Source organism: Streptomyces sp. SID10853, assembly GCF_010548145.1.
Lineage (GTDB): Bacteria > Actinomycetota > Actinomycetes > Streptomycetales > Streptomycetaceae > Streptomyces.
On sequence record NZ_JAAGLN010000027.1, the window covers coordinates 18481 to 36456 of the forward strand.

Annotated in this window: 16 protein-coding genes; 9 read left to right on the forward strand and 7 right to left on the reverse strand. The window is 66.5% G+C overall.

The annotated features are described in order from the left end of the window. The first annotated feature begins 54 nt into the window (after positions 1-54). Positions 55-732, forward strand: a complete 678-nt coding sequence (locus G3I19_RS08355) for an SUMF1/EgtB/PvdO family nonheme iron enzyme (RefSeq protein WP_164261457.1) — start codon at positions 55-57, stop codon at positions 730-732. A 60-nt stretch (positions 733-792) separates the two neighbouring features. Continuing rightward, entirely contained in the window at positions 793-1767 is a 975-nt protein-coding gene (locus G3I19_RS08360; RefSeq protein WP_164261382.1) for an ATP-binding cassette domain-containing protein, read from the forward strand. Positions 1768-1857: 90 nt separating this feature from the next. Here the strand turns inward: G3I19_RS08360 and G3I19_RS08365 are convergent, their stop codons facing one another. After that, entirely contained in the window at positions 1858-3075 is a 1218-nt protein-coding gene (locus tag G3I19_RS08365) for an SGNH/GDSL hydrolase family protein (RefSeq protein ID WP_164261385.1), read from the reverse strand. Positions 3076-3185: 110 nt separating this feature from the next. Here G3I19_RS08365 and G3I19_RS08370 point away from each other — a divergent pair, with 110 nt between their 5' ends. Next, complete coding sequence (locus G3I19_RS08370; RefSeq protein ID WP_164261389.1) at positions 3186-4526, forward strand: DUF445 domain-containing protein; 1341 nt, start codon at positions 3186-3188, stop codon at positions 4524-4526. A 128-nt stretch (positions 4527-4654) separates the two neighbouring features. Here the strand turns inward: G3I19_RS08370 and G3I19_RS08375 are convergent, their stop codons facing one another. The 3 genes from G3I19_RS08375 to G3I19_RS08385 form a co-directional block, all read right to left on the reverse strand. Further along, on the reverse strand, positions 4655-4954 hold the full coding sequence (locus tag G3I19_RS08375) for a hypothetical protein (protein WP_164261391.1): 300 nt from the start codon (positions 4952-4954) through the stop codon (positions 4655-4657). 103 nt (positions 4955-5057) lie between these two features. After that, positions 5058-5468, reverse strand: coding sequence for a nuclear transport factor 2 family protein (locus tag G3I19_RS08380; protein WP_164261393.1), 411 nt, complete (start codon positions 5466-5468; stop codon positions 5058-5060). Positions 5469-5771: 303 nt separating this feature from the next. Next, positions 5772-6341 carry a GNAT family N-acetyltransferase gene (locus G3I19_RS08385; RefSeq protein ID WP_164261396.1) on the reverse strand — a complete coding sequence of 190 codons (570 nt, stop codon included), beginning with the start codon at positions 6339-6341 and terminating at the stop codon, positions 5772-5774. A gap of 498 nt (positions 6342-6839) precedes the next feature. On the opposite strand from G3I19_RS08385, the gene G3I19_RS08390 reads away from it, so the two are divergent. Then, complete coding sequence (locus G3I19_RS08390; RefSeq protein WP_343235025.1) at positions 6840-8237, forward strand: lanthionine synthetase LanC family protein; 1398 nt, start codon at positions 6840-6842, stop codon at positions 8235-8237. Here G3I19_RS08390 and G3I19_RS08395 read toward each other — a convergent pair. Both G3I19_RS08395 and G3I19_RS08400 read right to left on the reverse strand, forming a co-directional pair. Further along, positions 8130-8486: a hypothetical protein gene (locus tag G3I19_RS08395; RefSeq protein WP_164261403.1), complete on the reverse strand. Its 357-nt coding sequence runs from the start codon at positions 8484-8486 to the stop codon at positions 8130-8132. The two genes, G3I19_RS08390 and G3I19_RS08395, sit on opposite strands and share 108 nt — an antisense overlap. A gap of 210 nt (positions 8487-8696) precedes the next feature. Beyond that, positions 8697-9476, reverse strand: coding sequence for a hypothetical protein (locus G3I19_RS08400; protein WP_164261406.1), 780 nt, complete (start codon positions 9474-9476; stop codon positions 8697-8699). A 269-nt stretch (positions 9477-9745) separates the two neighbouring features. On the opposite strand from G3I19_RS08400, the gene G3I19_RS08405 reads away from it, so the two are divergent. From G3I19_RS08405 to dcm, 4 genes are all read left to right on the forward strand, one after another. Then, positions 9746-10438 carry a hypothetical protein gene (locus G3I19_RS08405; protein ID WP_164261408.1) on the forward strand — a complete coding sequence of 231 codons (693 nt, stop codon included), beginning with the start codon at positions 9746-9748 and terminating at the stop codon, positions 10436-10438. Between the two features lie 27 nt (positions 10439-10465). Further along, the gene (locus G3I19_RS08410) at positions 10466-11899 is read left to right on the forward strand and encodes a hypothetical protein (protein WP_164261411.1); all 1434 of its coding nucleotides are present in this window, start codon (positions 10466-10468) and stop codon (positions 11897-11899) included. Positions 11900-11910: 11 nt separating this feature from the next. Next, the gene (locus tag G3I19_RS08415; RefSeq protein WP_164261413.1) at positions 11911-13719 is read left to right on the forward strand and encodes a DEAD/DEAH box helicase; all 1809 of its coding nucleotides are present in this window, start codon (positions 11911-11913) and stop codon (positions 13717-13719) included. Between the two features lie 136 nt (positions 13720-13855). Next, positions 13856-15196 (forward strand): DNA (cytosine-5-)-methyltransferase, encoded by a 1341-nt coding sequence (gene dcm / locus G3I19_RS08420; RefSeq protein ID WP_164261416.1) that lies wholly within the window; start codon positions 13856-13858, stop codon positions 15194-15196. On the opposite strand, the gene G3I19_RS08425 is transcribed toward dcm, so the two are convergent. Then, the gene (locus tag G3I19_RS08425; RefSeq protein ID WP_164261419.1) at positions 15125-15589 is read right to left on the reverse strand and encodes a very short patch repair endonuclease; all 465 of its coding nucleotides are present in this window, start codon (positions 15587-15589) and stop codon (positions 15125-15127) included. The two genes, dcm and G3I19_RS08425, sit on opposite strands and share 72 nt — an antisense overlap. A gap of 715 nt (positions 15590-16304) precedes the next feature. Between G3I19_RS08425 and G3I19_RS08430 the strand changes: the two genes are divergently transcribed. Beyond that, positions 16305-17915: an APC family permease gene (locus tag G3I19_RS08430; protein WP_239074068.1), complete on the forward strand. Its 1611-nt coding sequence runs from the start codon at positions 16305-16307 to the stop codon at positions 17913-17915. The last annotated feature ends 61 nt before the right edge of the window (positions 17916-17976 follow it).

Consider the following 17976-nt stretch of genomic DNA (forward strand, 5'->3'; position numbering starts at 1 on the left):
GCGGAAGCGAGCCCGGCAGACACGAACTCGGGGCACGCGAACTCGGCGCACGGGATGATCGCCGTTCCGGCGGGGTGCGTGACGCTGTCGGACCGTCGGACCCGGCGCAGCTGGCCGGTCGAGCTCGCGGCCTTCTGTCTCGCCTCGCATCCGGTCACCCAGGCGCGGTACGCAGAGGTCACCGGCGCGCGGCCGAGCACGGCGACCGGCGACCGGCTGCCCGTCGAGGGCGTTTCGTGGGGCGACGCGGTCCGGTACTGCAACGCCCTGTCCGTACGTGAGGGGCTGACACCCGCGTACCGCATCCCAGGCGACGGCGCCAGTGACGGTCACGGTCACGGCGCGGAGGGGACCGAGTGGGACGCGGCAGCCGACGGGTACCGGCTGCCGACCGAGGCCGAGTGGGAGTACGCCTGCCGGGCCGGCACGGAGGGACCGCGGTACGGGCCGCTCGACGAGATCGCCTGGCAGCGCGGCAACGCCCAGGACCGCATCCACGAAGTGGGCGGCAAGCGCCCCAACGCGTGGGGCCTGCACGACATGCTGGGCAACGTGTGGGAGTGGTGCTGGGACCTCTACGACCCCGAGGTCTACGGCAGTTACCGGGTGCTCAGGGGCGCCGGATGGTTCGACGAGGAGTGGAGCTGCCGGGCCTCGGTGCGGCGCCGCAGCCACCCGACCTTCCGTATCGACGACGTGGGATTCCGCGTCGCGCGCTCCGTCCCGCGGTGATCGGCTCGGCAGCGATCGGTCCCGAACAAATGGCTTACACGCGAGGGGAGTTGACCAGCCGTGCACGATGAGCACGATGACTTCATCGAACTCGAAGCCCTGGAGAAGGTCTTCGACGTACACCGCAAGTCCGGCTTCCTGCGCCGGGAGAAGCACCAGGTCCGCGCCGTCGACGGCATCAGCTTCCGGGTCGCCCGGGGCGAGATGGTCGGCTACATCGGCCCGAACGGTGCGGGCAAGTCCACCACCATCAAGATGCTCACCGGCATCCTCACCCCCAGCGCCGGCCGTATCAGGGTCGCGGGCCTCGACCCCTCCCGTGAGCGGACGAAGCTCGCGCAGCGCATCGGTGTGGTCTTCGGACAGCGCACCACCCTCTGGTGGGACCTGCCGCTGCGTGACTCGTACCGGCTGGCCCACCGGATGTACCGCATCCCCGACGCCCGGTTCCGCGAGAACATGGACCGCTGCGTGGAGCTGCTCGACCTCGCCGAGCTGCTGGAGGTCCCGGTACGCCAGCTCTCGCTCGGGCAGCGGATGCGGGGCGACATCGCGGCCGCGCTGCTGCACGATCCGGAAGTCCTCTACCTGGACGAGCCGACGATCGGCCTCGATGTCATCTCCAAGGCCAAGGTCCGCGGCTTCCTGCGCGACCTGAACGCCGAGCGCGGCACCACCGTCCTGCTCACCACACACGATCTGACCGACATCGAGCAGCTCTGCGAGCGGGTGATGGTGATCGACCACGGCCGGCTGATGTACGACGGCTCGCCCGCCGGGCTGCACGAGGTGGGCGAGAGCGAGCGGACCCTGGTGGTGGACCTGGAGCGTGAGCTGCCGCCGATCGACATCCCGGCGGCACGCAACGTCCGGGTGGAGGGCCCCCGGCAGTGGCTGGCGTTCCCGGCGTCGGCCTCGGCCGCCCCGCTCGTCGCGGCCGTCGCCGCCGCGTACCCGATGGTCGACCTCGCGGTACGGGAGCCCGACATCGAGGCCGTCATCGCGAAGATGTACGCGGAGCGCGACGTCCCGTAGGCGCGCTCAGCGCCGGGCGGACCCCGGCCGGCCTCGTGGCCTCCCCGGGGTGGGCCGGATGGTGTCAGGCGCGGGCCGGGGCGGGCGGTGTCAGGCGCGGGCCGGGGCGGACTTGGTCAGGGCGTCCAGGTCCAGGGTCATCGCCATCACGCGGTAACCGGCGTCGCTCGGGTGCAGGTGATCACCGGAGTCGTACTGGGGCCGGAGCCTGCTCGGCGCGTACGGGTCGCGCAGTGCCTTGTCGAAGTCGACCACCGAGTCGTAGACACCGCCCGCCCTGATGGTCGCGTTGACCTGCTGGCGTACGGCCTCCAGCTGCGGGGTGACCCCCAGGTGACCGCCGAAGGGCATCAGCGTCGACCCGACCACGTGCAGCCCCCGCGCCCGTGCCTCCCGGGACAGCGTGCGCAGACCGTCGGTGATCTGCCGGGCGCTCACGTTGTGCGGCAGCCGCAGGATGTCGTTGATGCCCAGTTCGATGACCACCGACTTCACACCGGAGCGCCCGAGCGCGTCCCGGTCGAAGCGGTCGAGGCCGCTCTGCCCCAGGCCGGCGCGCAGGACGCGGTTGCCGCTGATGCCCTCGTTCAGTACGCCGTAGTGGCCTTCGAGCCGTGCGGCGAGTACGTCGGTCCAGCGCTGGTTGGTGTCCGTGGTGGAGGTGATGCCGTCGGTGATCGAGTCGCCGAAGACCACGACCGAGCCGCGGGCCTCATGGGTGAGGACGTCCACGGCGGTGAGGTAGCGCCAGTAGGGCGTCTCGACGGTGTGGCCGCCGAGGCTGGCGTACGAGACCTGCCGGGCGTGCGGGTGGTACGTGACCGGGCCGCTCGGCGACGGGGTGGTGAAGGAGACCGTCACATTGCCGTTGCTGGGGATCGGGATGCGGGCCGCGTCGCTGATGGTCTGGCCGCCGGCCGGGATCGTGACGTAATGGCGTCCGTCGAACGTCACCGCCTGGATGGAGCCGTCGGCCGACACGGACGCCTCGGTGACCTTCAGCGGCTGGGTGCCGAAGAGGTTGGAGAGGGTGATCCGGGCCAGCGACCCGCCGATGCTGGTGTGCACGACGTTACGGATGGTGCTCCCGGGGAGGCCGTTCGGTGTGCCCGGCTCAGGACCGACGGGCGCCGCCGACCAGGTGCCCGTCCAGGTGCCGGACGCCGGCACCCCCGACGAGACCCGGGAGGGGGCCCCGGCGGAGACCGTGGTGGCCGGTGACTTCACCATGGCGAAGATGCCAACGGAAACGAGCGTCACCACTGCCGCGAGCGTGGCGAGCAGGGCGTAACCACGGCGCCTGGTCATGAGCGGTCGGTCTCCTCGGGAACTTGACGTGCGTCCCAGGAGTAGCTCAGGCAGGGACAATACGTACGGGGGCGGTACAGGTGCGGAATCGGGCGGAGCAGGCGGAGCTGATGGAACGTACGGGCAGGGACAGAGAAGCAGGGGCCGGGCCTGGGACGGAAGGCGTCACAGGCACCGCGCCGCTGGGCTCCGTTGCCTACAGCGCGGCCGACGAGGAGAAGCGGCGCGGGGTCCGCCGGATGAAGACGACGGCCACCGGACTTCTCCTTCTGGTCGCTCTCATTTTCGTACTCGCCACTTGGGCTTCGCACACCGGGGCCGGGTCGTGGGCCGGGTACGTCGCCGCGGCGGCGGAGGCGGGCATGGTGGGCGCGCTGGCCGACTGGTTCGCCGTGACGGCACTGTTCCGCCGGCCACTTGGCCTCCCCATTCCTCATACCGCGATCATCCCCAACAAGAAAGACCAGCTTGGGGAGTCACTTGGTTCCTTTGTCGGGGAAAATTTTCTCTCTGAATCCGTCGTCCGGGCCAGATTGCGGGCCGTGGGCATCGGCGGCCGGCTCGGTACGTGGCTCGCGGAGCCGGAACACGCCGATCGGGTGACGGCGGAGCTGTCGACGGCGCTGCGCGGCGCGCTGACCGTGCTGCGCGACTCGGACGTGCAGGCCGTGGTCGGTGAGGCGATCACCCGCCGTGCGGAGGCCGCCGAGGTCGCACCAGGGATCGGGAAGATGCTGGAGAAGGTCGTCGCGGACGGCGGGCACCGACGGGTCGTCGACCTGGTCTGCGTCCGGGCCCACGACTGGCTGACCGTGCACTCCGACTCGGTGATGGACGCGGTGCAGGGCGGGGCGCCCGGGTGGACGCCGAGGTTCGTGGACAAGAGGATCGGCGACCGCGTCTACAAGGAGCTGCTGCGCTTCATCACGGAGATGCGCGACATGCCGGAGCACCCGGCGCGCGGCGCCCTCGACCGCTTCCTGGCGGACTTCGCGTCCGACCTCCAGTCGGACACGGACACCCGGGCGCGCGTGGAGCGCCTCAAGTCGGAGCTGGTGGGCCGCTCGGAGGTGCAGGACGTCATCGCGTCGGCGTGGTCCTCGGTCCGCACCATGATCATCTCGGCGGCGGAGGACGAGCAGAGCGAACTGCGCCTGCGCGCCCGCGCCTCGCTGCTGTCCCTGGGCGCCCGGCTGGCGACCGACACCCGGCTCCAGCAGAAGCTGGAGGGGTGGCTGGAGGACGCGGCGGTGTACGTGGTGACGACGTACCGCGGCGAGATCACGTCACTGATCTCGGACACGGTGGCGGGCTGGGACGGCGAGCAGACGTCCCGCAAGATCGAGGCGCACATCGGCCGTGACCTGCAGTTCATCAGGATCAACGGCACGGTCGTCGGCGCGCTGGCCGGTCTGGCGATCTACGCGGTGTCACACGCGCTGGGGGCGTAGCGGGCGGGGCGCCCGGCGGGGCGGGGCCCGGCGGGGCGGGGCCCGGCGGGCGGCAGCCTGCGGGTGACCGCGACCGCGATCGTGACCGTGATCGTGGCCGCGCTAAGGGGTGGGCTAGGCCCGGTGGGCTACGCCCGGCGGGCGATCGCGGTCGATGCCACGGCGACAGCACCGGCCACCGAGAACACGGCGGGCCAGGCGCCGATCTTCTTCGCGAGGGGGTGGGACCCGCCGAAGGCGGCGAGGTAGACACCGGTGAGCGCGGCGGCCTTGGCCGTACCGGCCTCCTGCTGCCACTGCCGGGCGGCGACCGCACCGGCGGCGGCGAGCGCCACACCCCCGAGGGGACGCTTCCTGGTCCAGCGGGCCACGGCGAAACCGCCGACGAGACCGGAGGCTGCTACGGCTGCTGCGGGAATCTTTGCCATGAGGACGAGGCTAATGGCGCGGATTCGGCGGCCGCTGCCGGGGTGGTGGATAGGGCAGGGGGCCCGGCGGGGGGACAGGGGCGGGGCGCAGGACAGGAGGGGGTCACCCCCGCCTCTGATCGCATGCCTCGGCGATGGCCGCCGTGTCCCAGTAGAACGGCCGGACCTCGCTGATACGGCCGTCCCGCACCGTAACGGTCTGGAGGATCGGGAAGGCGACCTCCCGCCCGGTGGCGCGGGAGCGGGCCTGGATGCGGTGGAGTACGACGAGCGGCTCGCCGAGGGGCCCGCCCGTGGCGAGGATCTCCTGCCCGGCCATCCGGAAGGACTCCCAGGTCCGGCTCATGGCACGGAAGAAGCGCGCCATGCCCTCGTGCCCGCGCCAGGTCCCGCCGTACGGGAGCCCGGCCGCCTGGCGCAGGACGACATCGGGGGCGAAGAACGGCGCCAGGAGGCCGAAACCGGCCGTGTCCGGGCCGCCGGCGGCGAGGTAGCGGGCTTCTGCCGCGTACATGCCCTGGAGTACGGCCAGCGGTTCAGGTCCGGCTCCGGGTTCAGGTCCGGCTCCGGGTCCCGGGTCAGGACCGGGTCCGGTTTCACGTCTGGTTGCACGTCCGGATTCAGGTTCAGGTCTTGTCTGTGCCATGCCCCGAGCCTGCCGCGCCCGGCCGAACGCCGCTGGCGGCCATCGGACACCGCATCTCCCGGATGTCGACAGCGAGTTGGGAAGAGGGACGAACGCGGGACGGAAGAGGCGCGGACGCGGGACGGGCGCGGTACGGACGCGGCACGGACCGGGACGGGCACCGGCCAGGGCCTACCGGGGCCCCGGCTCACGGGCGGGCGCGGCCACCGCACTGTACGTACGCCCGGCTGCGACGTACTCACCGAGCGGGCACATCCCGAAGCCGTCCACATGGACACGCCATGAGGCCCGGTTCTCGGCCTCGATGAAGGCGACCACGGCATCGGCCCGCCCCCAGGCCGCCTCGACGGCCATGCGGAACAGCCCCCTGGCCACCCCGCGCCCCCGGGCGGCCGCGTCGACCACCACCGGCCCGTACATCAGCCAGCGCCACGCACTCAGCGGCCGCCCCTCCCACCGCAAGGAGTCCTGGGCATCGAGCAGCGCCCGGACGGGTGGCGGCGGGCTGGACAGGTCGTGAGGCGAGGACAGCGCGAGAAGCCCCACCACACCCGTCCCGTCGTCGGCGGCGACGAGCAGACGTCCGCCCCGAGCCATCGCGCTCAGGGCGGCAGCATCGAAGTGGCCCTGCACGAATCCCTGTTCGGAGCGTTGCTGCTCGGTGAGCGCATCGCGGCGGTTGGCGGCGAAGAGCGCCGCCATGGCGGGCACATCGGCCTCATTGGCATACCGGTACTGCATGGTGCCGATGGTCCCACGGAGGTCAGCGCGACGAAGAGGAGTGAGGGGCCGACACGGTGGCGAGGAGGTGTGTCACGCCGGTTCGGCAGGCGTATCAGGAGGAACTGGCGTATCAGCGGAAACCGGCGCATCCGCGGGCGCAGGCGTATCCGCGGACGTAGGCGTAGGCGTAGGCGTCGTCGACGGATAAGGAACGAACCTGCTCAGACGGTAGACAGTCGGATCCTCCGCGCGCCCGCCCACCGTCTCCACGCGCAGCATCGCCGCATCGGTCAGCCCCAGTTCGGCGCGGATCCGGGGGACCGAGGTCTGCCACTCCGCCGCGTCCTGGGTCTCGAAAACCACTTCCCACCGCCCCGCGCCGGCACCCCGTACCGGCCCGCCACGCTGCTGATTCCTCCGCTTACGCTGTCCTGCCACGGTGCCAGCATGTCCTCCGGACGGCCCAGCAGGCAAAAGCTCGTTGTCTGCCCGGTACGGCCATGGGACGCTGGCCCGGTGACCACCGAGTCAACCGAGTCAACCGAGCCCACCGAGTCCACCGAGTCCACCGAACGAGATCTGCCGGCCACCGCCGAGGCCCTGGGCAGGGGTGCTCTGGACTGGCTGGTCGGTTCGGCGCGTGACACCGGGAACGGCCTGGCCTGGGCGGAGACCGCGACCGGCGAAGAGCTGGACCCCATTCTTTACAGCGGGACTGCCGGGATCGTGCTGGCGCTGCTCGAAGGCCAGGAGCACTTCGGCGACGACCGGTACGGAGATGCCGCGGCGCGGGGCGCACTCACCCTCGCCGCAGCCGCGGAGGAGTGGGAAGCCAGCTCCCTGTACACGGGCCTGACCGGAATGGCCGTAGCCCTGCACGCGGTGCACGAACGGCTGGGGGACACGGCCGCGGGCGCGGCCGCGGACCGGGCGATGGAACGGGTGCGTTCTCGGTTCGACGGAACGCGCTGGGACGACAGATGGTTCGACCTGCTCATCGGCAACGGGGGCATCGCCCTGGGCGCACTGGCCGTGGGGGACGAGGAGTTGGCCGTACGCGCGGTGACCCCGTACCTCCGTACCGCGGAACGGACGGCGGACGGCGTGCAGTGGGAGTCGCTGTCCGGTGCACCGGCCCGGTTCCATCACCTCTCGCACGGCACGCTGGGCATCGCCTACGCCCTGGCCGCGACAGGCCGGGCGGCCGGACGCCCCGACCTGACCGAACTGGCGGTGGCCGGCGCATCGGACGTGATCGCCCGCAACGAGGCGGGCCCGACGGGCTTCCTGGTCCCGCACTCCGACCCGCAGCATGTCCCGGACCGCATCGAGCGCTACAGCTACGGCTGGTGCCACGGCCCGACGGGCGACGCCCAGGCGTTCCGGCTGCTGGCGGCGGCCCTCCAGGACCCGTCCTGGTCGGCACTGGCGGACGGCTGCTGGCACACGGTCACCCACTCCGGCCTCCCCCAGCGGCTGCGCCCCGGCTTCTGGGACAACAACGGCCGGTGCTGCGGGACGGCGGGGGTACTGGCCCTGGCATGCGACCGACAGGTCGAACACGGCGACGGCCTGGACTTCGCGAACATCCTCGTGGCGGACCTGGCCGCCAGGGCAACCGAGGACGCGAACGGAGCACGCTGGTCAAACACCGAACACCGGGCCACGCCGACCGAACTCGAACCACACCTGGGCTGGGGCATGGGCAACGCGGGCATCGCCCGCGAACTGCTCCGCTACGCGCGGCTGGGTATGGGGCGGCAGGCGGGTTACGCGGTGGACTGGCCTGATCACCCGGCGGCCTGGTCAGAGCTTGGGCACGACAGCGACCGGCAACTGCGCTGCCCACTCGGTGAGGGAGTCGGCCGCCTTCTCACGCAGATCCCCCTCGACCGCGACCTCGGCCAGGAGTGACCGCTCGCTGTTCGGCAGAGCCAACTCCCGGTAGAACTGCAGATCCTCGAAGCCGTTGACAGCGACGTCATGGCTGTTGGCTGCTAGTGCGAGCTGGCGCTGCCAGCTGATCAGCGGTGCCGTCGCATCCAGCGGGCGTCGGCTGTGCTTGAGAGCTATGGCCGTATGACAGGGACGCCGGCGCTGCTCGGGGGCCGACGGCACGCCCTCGATGAATCGGCGACTGACCTCATCGCTGATCTTCTCCACTGGCTCACCGCGCAGGGAGGAGATCCGGACGAGGTTTTGGACCGGGCGCAGATGCACTTTGAGGCGGAGGCTGCATGACCTTCGGGGGGGCATCGAGCCTGAATCTCAGCTCGTAGCTGCGTTTAATGCAAGGACGTGATGCGCTGGGCTGGCTGGGCATGCGCCCATCGGGCGGCTGGGTTTTTGTCTGAGGCCTTGGGGCTGGGCCTCTCATCGTGCGGCTGTCCGCAGCATCTCGATGGCGTCGTCCGCCATGCCTCGGTCGTGGAGTTTGAGTGCCACTTGAATGACCTCCTTCTCGGAGTGTTCCTGGCCGTACAAGTGCACAAGCGTGTCCGCAAGTTGCGTCTGCTTCGTGCTGCGCAGCAGCACGAGGGACGCCGCTCCTTCGAGAGGGGTTAGCGCTCCGACCGTGTCAATCAGCATTGACAAGGCCTCGTCCGCGCTGCCCTGGTCCTGCAGCTTCGCGGCGGCACTGGCGATCTGCCTGGCGCCTGCAATGTCGTTCGATCGTCGCTGCCGGTCCCTGCTGAAGTGGGGGACCGGCAGCGTTTTTGCTCGCTGTCGAGCGTTGGCCAGCGCTTCTGACAGGCCGGCCTCACTCTCCTCTAGCCGACGCCTCTCCCGAAGGAGCGCGTCGTTCTCGCGTTGCAACTCGGGGCAGACCTTGCAGAGGGTCGGCTCGGCACTCTCATGTGCCTGGATCACGGCCTGCCTCGACAGGCCAACGATGGCCTCGGAACCCGTGTTGGCGACGGCTATTTCGTGCATGAGCGTCGCGAAGCGGAGCGGCGGCACATGGCGTCCGTTCAAGTATCGCGACATAGCATCTCGATTGGTCACATAGCCCCGCTCGTCAAACAGCAGTACTGCTTTGGCGAGGGTGGGGGCCCCGGTGTGTCGATACAACTCCCCCAGAACGTGGGCCAGCCGCACCCTCCCCGGGGGGAGGGTGCGGCTGATCTTGGTGCCTACTTGTCCGGCGCGCATCGCGGTCCCTCTCCCTTATGCCTGGCCGCAACTGCCCGGCGGGGAGTTGCGGCCAGTGGTGCCTGATGCCAGCTGTGTCGACGTCTTTGGGTGCAACATGCGCATTCGCTGGACTTCAGTTCGGTCGTACGGCATCAATTGATCCACCCAGCGCATACCTGAGTCGCACAGCAACAGCAAGTGGCCTGCGTGCTTGCCGTCTGACTGTACGTCTCAGGCCGGGTGGCAGGTGTATGTGGTCACTTCTTACTGAAGGATCGGAGAATGAGATGACGCTGCCTCCTTGGCAGAACGGGAAGCTTGGCGGCAAGGTCCGGGCGGCCCTCTGGTTGGAGACCGTCGTAGGGGAGGGCAATACCTTCACCAAGGCTGAGTTGCGCAAGGCGTTTCCTGAGGTGGCACAGATCGACAGACGGCTGCGCGATCTCAGGACCCACGACTGGCGGATCGATACGAGTCGCGATGATCCTTCGCTCAAGCAGGAGGAGCAGCGGTATGTGGCCAAGGGGGCCGAGGTCTGGATCCCTGGCCAGGCGAAGGTTGCCAAGCATAAGAATAGTTTGAATGCCGCCCAGCGCGCGAAGGTCTGGCAGGGCGACAGCTTCCTCTGCCGTACCTGTGGAATTGGCGCGGGGGAGCCGTACAGCGACGATCCAGACACCCTGTCACAGCTGAATGTGGCGCGGCGGAAAGTGGTACTTGCTGGCGGCAGCGTCGACTTTCAGATGGTCACGGAATGCAACCGTTGCGGTACTGGTCGCGGTGAACGGGAGGTTGATCTTGGGGAATTGCTGAACAAGGTGGCGGGCCTTTCTGAACTCGAGAAGAGCGTCTTCCTGAGCTGGATCGAGACGGGGCAGCGCAAGCAGGGAGCTCTGGAGCAGTTGTGGGGTGTTTACCGGACGCTGCCGGTCACTTCTCGCGAGGCAGTCCGGCAGGCTGCAACCGGAGACAGTAAGTAAGCCAGAGGAAAAGGGAGCGGGGATAGCGTGTTTCGCGAGTTTCAGACACCGCCGCGAGCGGATGAATTCAGCGAGTTGATCGCAATGAGGCTAGAGGAGGTGAAGAACTCGGGAGGGACTAGGGAGACGGTCACGCTTGACCGGAACGGCCACCCAATGCATGTGGAGGTGATTGATCTTCCCCTCGAGCGTCTCCTCTTTAACCCGGGCACGCATCGCGTTCGGGCTCAGCGTAGTCACGACCCTTTGAGGGACAAGGTGCTGGACGGTGACCCCTGGAGCGCGGAGAGCCAGGACTATCTGCGGTATCTGCTTCAGGCTCAACCCGCAAATCCGACTGTGCGTGATTCTGAGTTCGACAAGCTGAAGGAGAGCCTTGATCAGTTTGGTCAGAACGATCCTGGACTGGTTACCCACCATGGCGTACTGGTGAACGGAAACACGAGGGCTGCTGCACTCCGGGAGATCGGCAAGCAGTCTATGCGGGTAGGTGTATTGCCGGCGTCCTTCACGTGGGCTGACATCAACGCTGTGGAACTTTCGCTCCAGCTGCGCAAGGATCACCGCCGCGACTATTCCTACATCAATCGGCTGCTGGCCATGGAAGAGCAGGCGGCGTTGGGGCGGACGCCGGAACTGATTGCTAAAGAGTTCAGGGTTCAGACGAAAACCTACCACCAGGAGCGGTGGATCCTGAGCACGATCCGTGAATTGATCGAGCGGAGCAGAGGGGGCGGTGCTGCTCTTCGGCTAGTCGATTTTGAGAATGATCAAGAGAAGCTGAAAGAACTCGAAAGGCTCTACAAGAAGCTTTCTACGGTCGAGCCAGATGAGGCTGAAGTTATCAAGGAGCTTCGGCTTACAGCGATGTTGCTTGAATTCTCTAAGACAGATGTCAGGCACATTGACGAGCACTTCGTGAAAACGGATTACCTGGCTCGGAGCCTTCCGTCAAGCCTTGTTGATACGGCAAGGGACACAGCCTCCACTCCTGCAGCGGTCATGGTGCCGGGCCTCGGTGTCGCGGTCCCGGCGACTACATCTCGCGTCGCCGCAGCCCGTGCCCTTAGCGACCAGGTCCTGAAGGCGAAGGCTGTCGCGGGCGCTACTGGGACGGAGGTGTCCGAGGCTGATCGCCTGGCAGCTCGTGCACTTTTTGACGATGCCCACAAGGCGTTTGACAGAGCCATTGACGACGCCGGCCGGGATGCCCGTGTACGCAAGCGGAAGCAGCTCGCTCCTGCCCGGCTCGCAGATGCATGCGCTGATATCGACCAGTGTGTTGTCGAGCTGGTACAGGCGCGAGCTGCTAGGAGCCTTGACGAAGAGGCATTCGATGATGCGGTGCTTCAGTTGCGAGAGAGCCTCAACAAGCTGGCGCAGCAGGCGAAGAGGATCCAGGGCGACCCTGGCGATGGTGTGTCATGGCTCGTTGAGGCCGTCACGGAAGGAAATCAGTGACCAGCGGGCCAATGACTGAAGTGTCTCTAACCCTTGGGTTTGATGAGACACGTACCAAGGTCATCTTCAGAACCACCGACAGCTACCGGGGGGATCTCGTGCAGCTGGTCGGTCGTTTCCGTACAGGCGGCCAGCTCGGCCCGCTCGCTGCTTCTATCGACCTTGATGACCTGCTGGCGAACGTAGGTGAGGTCGCGGGCTGGCCAGATCCCACGGGGGTGGAGTGGGATTCTGACCTCAGGAGTCTGGTACTCGGTAACTTTCAGGATGCCGAGACGGTCGAAAAGAGACTGAGCACCCCTGCCTACACTGGCGAGGTCTCAGCTGATGACGTCCCTGAGTTGCTTGGTGAGGAATGGATCGCCGAACTGGGCGAGTTTCAACGGCGCGACATAGCAAAGCTCCTATCTCTCCAGCACGGTGCCAATTTCAGCGTCCCCGGTGCTGGCAAAACCCGTTCAGCCCTGGGCGTCTACGCAGCGCAGAAGGCGCAGGGGCACGTCAGGAGACTTCTCGTTGTATGCCCGAAATCGGCATATGAGTCGTGGCAGTATGAGACAGCAGTCTGCTTCCGTCACAGACTGCGCCCCCACGTACTCGACGGTTCACTGGACGGATGGGCAGAGGTTCTGATCGTGAACTACGAACGGCTGGACCGTTCGCTCACGACACTCACAGCGTGGCTGAGGGCCGAGCCTTCGATGATCATCCTTGATGAGGCGCATCGGATGAAGCTGGGGGCACGGGGGACGTACGGGGCCGCATGTATGGCCCTCGGCCCGTTGGCCCAACGTCGGCTGATCCTTACTGGCACGCCAGCCCCTAACGGCTCAAAGGACTTGGAGAACCTGCTGGGTTTCGTCTGGCCTGGACAAGGCCAGCGGTCCGTGACCCGAGCGGTGGCCGGCGGAAATCTGGCAGCTGCCAGCGTTGCCCTGAAGCCGTTGTTCGCTCGGACAACCAAGTTGGAGCTCGGCCTCCCGCCGGTGGAACCACGTATGCGGTACGTGGATATGCCGCCCCTGCACGCTGAAATCTATGCGTCTCTCGTGGGGGACCCAGACACGCGCGGAGCGCGCGATGACCTCAGCTCTTTGGGGAAGAGCGCGTTGCGCTTGCTGATGGCCGCTACCAGTCCGGCGCTACTGCTTGACAGCGGAAGCAGATACGAGCCGTTGGCTTACCAGCTCCCGCCCTTGGAGATTCCGCGGGGGCACTCGCTCTACTCGCTCATGCAGAACCTGCCCGACTACGAGCTGTCGCCTAAGTACAAGGAGACGGCCGCGATCATTGCCGAGAACGCCCAGCGGGGGCGGAAGACGCTGGTCTGGACGACCTTTGTCCGGAGCCTGACCACTCTTGAACGGCTCCTGGAGAAGTACGCGCCAGCTGTTGTGTACGGCGGCACTGTCGATCGCGAAGAGCAGATCCGGCGCTTTCGGGAGGATCCAGCGTGCATGGTCCTGCTCTCCAACCCGGCGACCCTCGGTGAGGGAATCAGCCTGCACCAGATCTGTCACGATGCTGTCTACGTGGACCGCGACTTCATGGCCGGCCGCTTCCTGCAGAGTCTGGACCGGATCCACAGGCTGGGGCTCGACCCGGACACCGAGACCCGCGTCACCGTGCTGGCTGTGCGCGATACGGTCGACGAGGTAGTCCGTGTCCGGCTTGATCAGAAGCTGGAGTTCATGGGCAAGATCCTTGACGATCCTTCTGTGCAGCAGTTGTCCGACTTGCAGGAGGAACCAGCCGTAGCTGCTGGCCTTGGGGCCGAGGACGCCCAGGCGTTTTTGTCGCATTTGGGGAGAATCAGATAGATTGTTTCTATGGTGCGCCGTCCGCCGTACCCCAAGGCGGGCGGCGCATTGGCATGCTGCGAGACTTCTAGTGAGAATGCTGTGATCTCTGCGAGACTTGTGCAGCTAGTTTGCGCCACACCCTGAGGAGTCCCAGATGGCCGCCCGGCGGAAGCGACCGCAGTTCGACGAGCCGCTCATCTCGGTCGAGATCTGCGCTGGAGCAGGTGGACAGGCTCTTGGGCTGCACAATGCGGGGTTTGATCACCTGGCACTTGTTGAATGGGATCGGCATGCCGTCGGTACCTTGCAGGGGAATGTTAAATCTTGGCCGGGCTGGAGCAAGGCGAAGGCGAATTCGCTGACTCCGGGAGATGTCAAAGACTTTCTTGATTCGCCAGAATGTGAAGAGATTAAGAAGAGCGGTCGGCGAATCGACTTGCTCGCTGGTGGAGTTCCCTGTCCGCCGTTCTCTCTGGCAGGTAAGCAGCTTGGTCCGGAAGATGAACGGGATCTCTTTCCGGATATGTTGAAGATTGTCGAAGAGCTCAGGCCTAACGCGATCATGATCGAGAATGTGCGCGGAATTCTGGAACCGCCACAAATGTTCATTTCTTACCGTAGAAAGATTGTGAACAAGCTCCGCAGCTTGGGATATTTGGTTCCGTCAATCAATGAGGAATGGTCGACGGGCCGGCAGGATCAGGAGATGAAGAAAGTCTGGCGTCGAGTTGAGGCCAAGGATTTTGGTGTCCCTCAGCTGCGGCCTCGCGCGATCCTCGTGGCGATTCACGAAGATGTCTCTGACGGGTGCAGTTTTGTGTGGCCAGTCAAGACGCAAGGAAGTCGCGCGACTGTCTACGACAAGCTCAGGCCTACAATGCTGAGGCGATGCCAGGAATATTGGTCGCTGAACAAGGATGGGAAGCCCGCGCTCCCGGATGAGAAGACAGGCCAAGACGTTTTCCGTGCTTGGGAAGCCGATTCTGCGGGTATGCGGTCTGGGCCCACCCAAGGTGTGGCTCCGACGCTGGTCGGAGGGTCTCGGAAGCACGGTGGTGCTGATCTCGGCCCCAGCCGAGCCAAGCGTGCATGGGCAGATCTTGGGGTCGACGGGAACGGCGTGGCAAACGACGAAGCATACTGCGACCCTGGACGGGATCTGTTCCGTCCGGATGGCCCGATGCTTACTGTTGAGCAGGCGGCAATTATTCAGGGGTTTCCATCGACATGGAAATTCGAGGGCGGGAAAACGGCACAGTACCGGCAGATCGGAAACGCTTTTCCTCCGCCAGTCGCTGAAGCTGTCGGGCGGGCCATTGCTGCTGTGCTGCGGCCTGAGAGTCGACGTGAACTTATGGGCGGTTATGAAATGAAGGAAAGCGTAGACGTCGCGGTTGAAGATTCCTCAAATCTGACGATTTTCTCAGTGGAAGCCGTCGGGCATGCTTCTGCGTCCGATGACCGTAGCGGAGATCTTGTCCGCGCAGGAGCATGAGTTCTCATGTTCCCAGAACCTGAGCACGAGCCACCCCGCTTCGACTAGCTTTCTGTCAGTGTCGCGATCGCGTTCTATGTTTCGCAGTACTTTGGCCGACCAGTAGCCAGAGTTCGTCTTCGGGGGGACGTAGTGATCGGGGCAGCCATGCCAGTAGCACCCGTCGATAAACACTGCCACCTTTGTCGGCCGGAAGACCAGATCTGCCGTGCGTCGAAGTCCGGGAAGCGGCCGTGTGCTGACGCGATATCGCAGCCCACGTGCGTGCACTAGGCGGCGAATATGCTGTTCGGGTTTCGTGTCCCGGCTGCGGATCGCTTGCATGTTGCGGCGCCTCGCGGCAGATGAGGCCCAGGATCCGTCCGGGGGCGTCCACTCGGTGTTCTCGGCCATGCTTCGAGGTTAGCTAAGGAGTCACGGGCCATGCGATGTGCGCTGGACCCATCCCGGTGGCACTCCCGGTAGGCGCTCTTCCGCCCCGCACCAGCACCCGGCGTTCCGGGCCGGGTGCGAGGGGGCGGGCTCGGCCTCGGGCTGCCAGGTTGGTGGCGTACTGGGGGAGCAAGGCCGTTTCCCACGGGGACTCTTCGTGCCCGCCCCGGACAGTTCCCGCAGCGCCGGTTCGATCTCGATCAGGCGCGCCGGGTGGGAGGCGTACTCCGGCTCCAGGGCCCGGCACGCGGCCGGGAGTCGGGTAGTCCCTTGCTCCAGCCGTAGATCGTGATCTCGGTGCAGGGCCGGTGCCGGCCGCTGCCGGGACAGTCCGGCCATGTTGATCACCGCGAATTGTGCGGACTGACCAGGAGCGGCGGCCGCAGGTCACAGCATGGTTGCGTGCTTGGTCGACCTGGCTTGTGCGCCGCTTTCTGGGTAGGTGCGCGGTACAGGAACGCCGATCTCTCTCAGTGAGTGGCGTGTGGAGTGGGTGTATGGCCTCCCCTCGCGTTGCCCCCGCAGGGCAGTCCCCGGCCCGCCCGAGTGGCTGCACGGAAGAACCCGTGGACCGACGGCCTGGCCAAGTCGGAGCGCAGGGACAAGGGGATGTCGTATGGCCGATATATCCAACTCTCCGAGCGGATCCTCGGAGAAACCAAGGCTGCGGCGAGACATGGGCCGGATCAGTCTGCTGTTCGCCGGTGTGGGGTCGATCATCGGCTCGGGCTGGCTCTTCGGAGCACTCAACGCGGCCCGGCTGGCAGGGCCGGCCTCGATCTTCTCCTGGGCGATCGCCGCTGTGATGATCCTGCTCATCGGGCTGTGTTTCGCCGAGCTGGGGACCATGTTTCCGGTGTCCGGTGGAGTGGTGCGTTTTCCGCATATCTCCTTCGGGTCGTTCGCCAGTTACACCATGGGATGGATCAACTGGATCGCCGCGGCGACCGTCGCTCCCATTGAGGTGGAAGGCGCCCTCCAATACGCGACCAAATGGGCGGACTTCACGCAGTTCCATCCGAAAACCGGGACGCACACACTGACGGCACTCGGTTATGTGGTCGCGGTCATCGCGATGGCGTTCTTCGTGGCGTTGAACTACTTCGGCATCCGCTGGTTCGCGCGGGTCAACAACGCGCTGGTGTGGTGGAAGCTGGCCGTCATCATCCTGGTGGTCGTTGCCTTCGCCGTCACGGCGTTCCACGGCCGGAACTTCACCGCTGCGGAGTACGGCGGGTTCGCACCGGGCGGGATGAAGGGCATCTTCACGGCCATCTCGACCGCTGGAATCACCTTCTCCTTCCTCGGCTTCCGCCAAGGCGTCGAGCTGGCGGGGGAGACGGACAACCCCAAGCGCAACGTGCCGTTCGCGGTCATCGGTTCGGTGCTGCTCACCGGAGTGATCTACATTCTGCTGGAGATCGCCTTCATCGCCTCGGTCCCGGGGCACGATCTGAAGTCCTCCGGCGGCTGGCTCAGTCTGACGTTCGCCAACGACTTCGGTCCGCTGGCGGCGATCGCCAGCGCCATCGGGCTCGGCTGGCTGGCGTACATCCTGTATGTCGACGCCGTGATCTCCCCTGCGGACACCGGACTGGTCTACACGACGGTCACGGCCCGTATCTCGTACGCCATGGGGCGGAACGGTAACGCGCCGGAGGCGCTGACGAAGACGACCTCTCGCGGAGCGCCGATGATCAGTCTGATCGTCACGTTCGTGCTGGGGCTGATCGTCTTCCTGCCCTTCCCGAGCTGGCAGCAGCTGGTCGGTTTCATCACCTCTGCGACGGTTCTGTCCTTCGGCTCCGGCCCGCTCGTGCTGGCTGCGATGCGGCGACAGATACCGGACTGGAACCGGCCCTTCCGGGTGCCCGGCGGCGATGTGATTCCGTTCCTCGGGATGTACTCGGCGAACCTGATCGTCTACTGGGCCGGCTGGAACACCAACTGGAAGCTGTTCGCGACCATCGGCATCGGCTTCGTTCTTCTGGCGATCTTCGAGGTCACCGACAAGGGCCGGGCCCCGAAGCTGGACTGGCGGGCGGGTCTGCCGTGGCTGGCGCCGTGGCTGGTGGGCCTGGCCGTCGTCAGCTGGGTGGGTGATTACGACGGCGGCCTGGGTTACATCGGGCTCGGCTGGGGCTTCCTGGTCAACCTGGTTCTCGCCGCGATCGTCTATCTGCTCGCGCTGAGGTCCAAGCTGCCGACGGCACGGGTGGAGCGCCATATCGAGGAGGCCCGCGCCGAGGCCCGGGTCGAAGAAGAGGAACTGGGGCTGACGGAGTAGCGGGCGCCCGTCCCGTGGTGGCGAGCGGTGCCGACCCGGGCGTTGCTCACCGCTTCGCCCG

Bases quoted from the DNA above. Each gene is read 5' to 3' on its own strand.
- G3I19_RS08355 (WP_164261457.1), top strand. From the start codon at position 55: ATGATCGCCGTTCCGGCGGGGTGCGTGACGCTGTCGGACCGTCGGACC.
- G3I19_RS08430 (WP_239074068.1), top strand. From the start codon at position 16,305: ATGGGCCGGATCAGTCTGCTGTTCGCCGGTGTGGGGTCGATCATCGGC.
- G3I19_RS08405 (WP_164261408.1), top strand. From the start codon at position 9,746: ATGACGCTGCCTCCTTGGCAGAACGGGAAGCTTGGCGGCAAGGTCCGG.
- G3I19_RS08365 (WP_164261385.1), bottom strand. From the start codon at position 3,075: ATGACCAGGCGCCGTGGTTACGCCCTGCTCGCCACGCTCGCGGCAGTG.
- G3I19_RS08400 (WP_164261406.1), bottom strand. From the start codon at position 9,476: ATGCGCGCCGGACAAGTAGGCACCAAGATCAGCCGCACCCTCCCCCCG.
- G3I19_RS08385 (WP_164261396.1), bottom strand. From the start codon at position 6,341: ATGCAGTACCGGTATGCCAATGAGGCCGATGTGCCCGCCATGGCGGCG.
- G3I19_RS08425 (WP_164261419.1), bottom strand. From the start codon at position 15,589: ATGGCCGAGAACACCGAGTGGACGCCCCCGGACGGATCCTGGGCCTCA.
- G3I19_RS08370 (WP_164261389.1), top strand. From the start codon at position 3,186: ATGGAACGTACGGGCAGGGACAGAGAAGCAGGGGCCGGGCCTGGGACG.
- G3I19_RS08415 (WP_164261413.1), top strand. From the start codon at position 11,911: ATGACTGAAGTGTCTCTAACCCTTGGGTTTGATGAGACACGTACCAAG.
- dcm (WP_164261416.1), top strand. From the start codon at position 13,856: ATGGCCGCCCGGCGGAAGCGACCGCAGTTCGACGAGCCGCTCATCTCG.
- G3I19_RS08380 (WP_164261393.1), bottom strand. From the start codon at position 5,468: ATGTACGCGGCAGAAGCCCGCTACCTCGCCGCCGGCGGCCCGGACACG.
- G3I19_RS08375 (WP_164261391.1), bottom strand. From the start codon at position 4,954: ATGGCAAAGATTCCCGCAGCAGCCGTAGCAGCCTCCGGTCTCGTCGGC.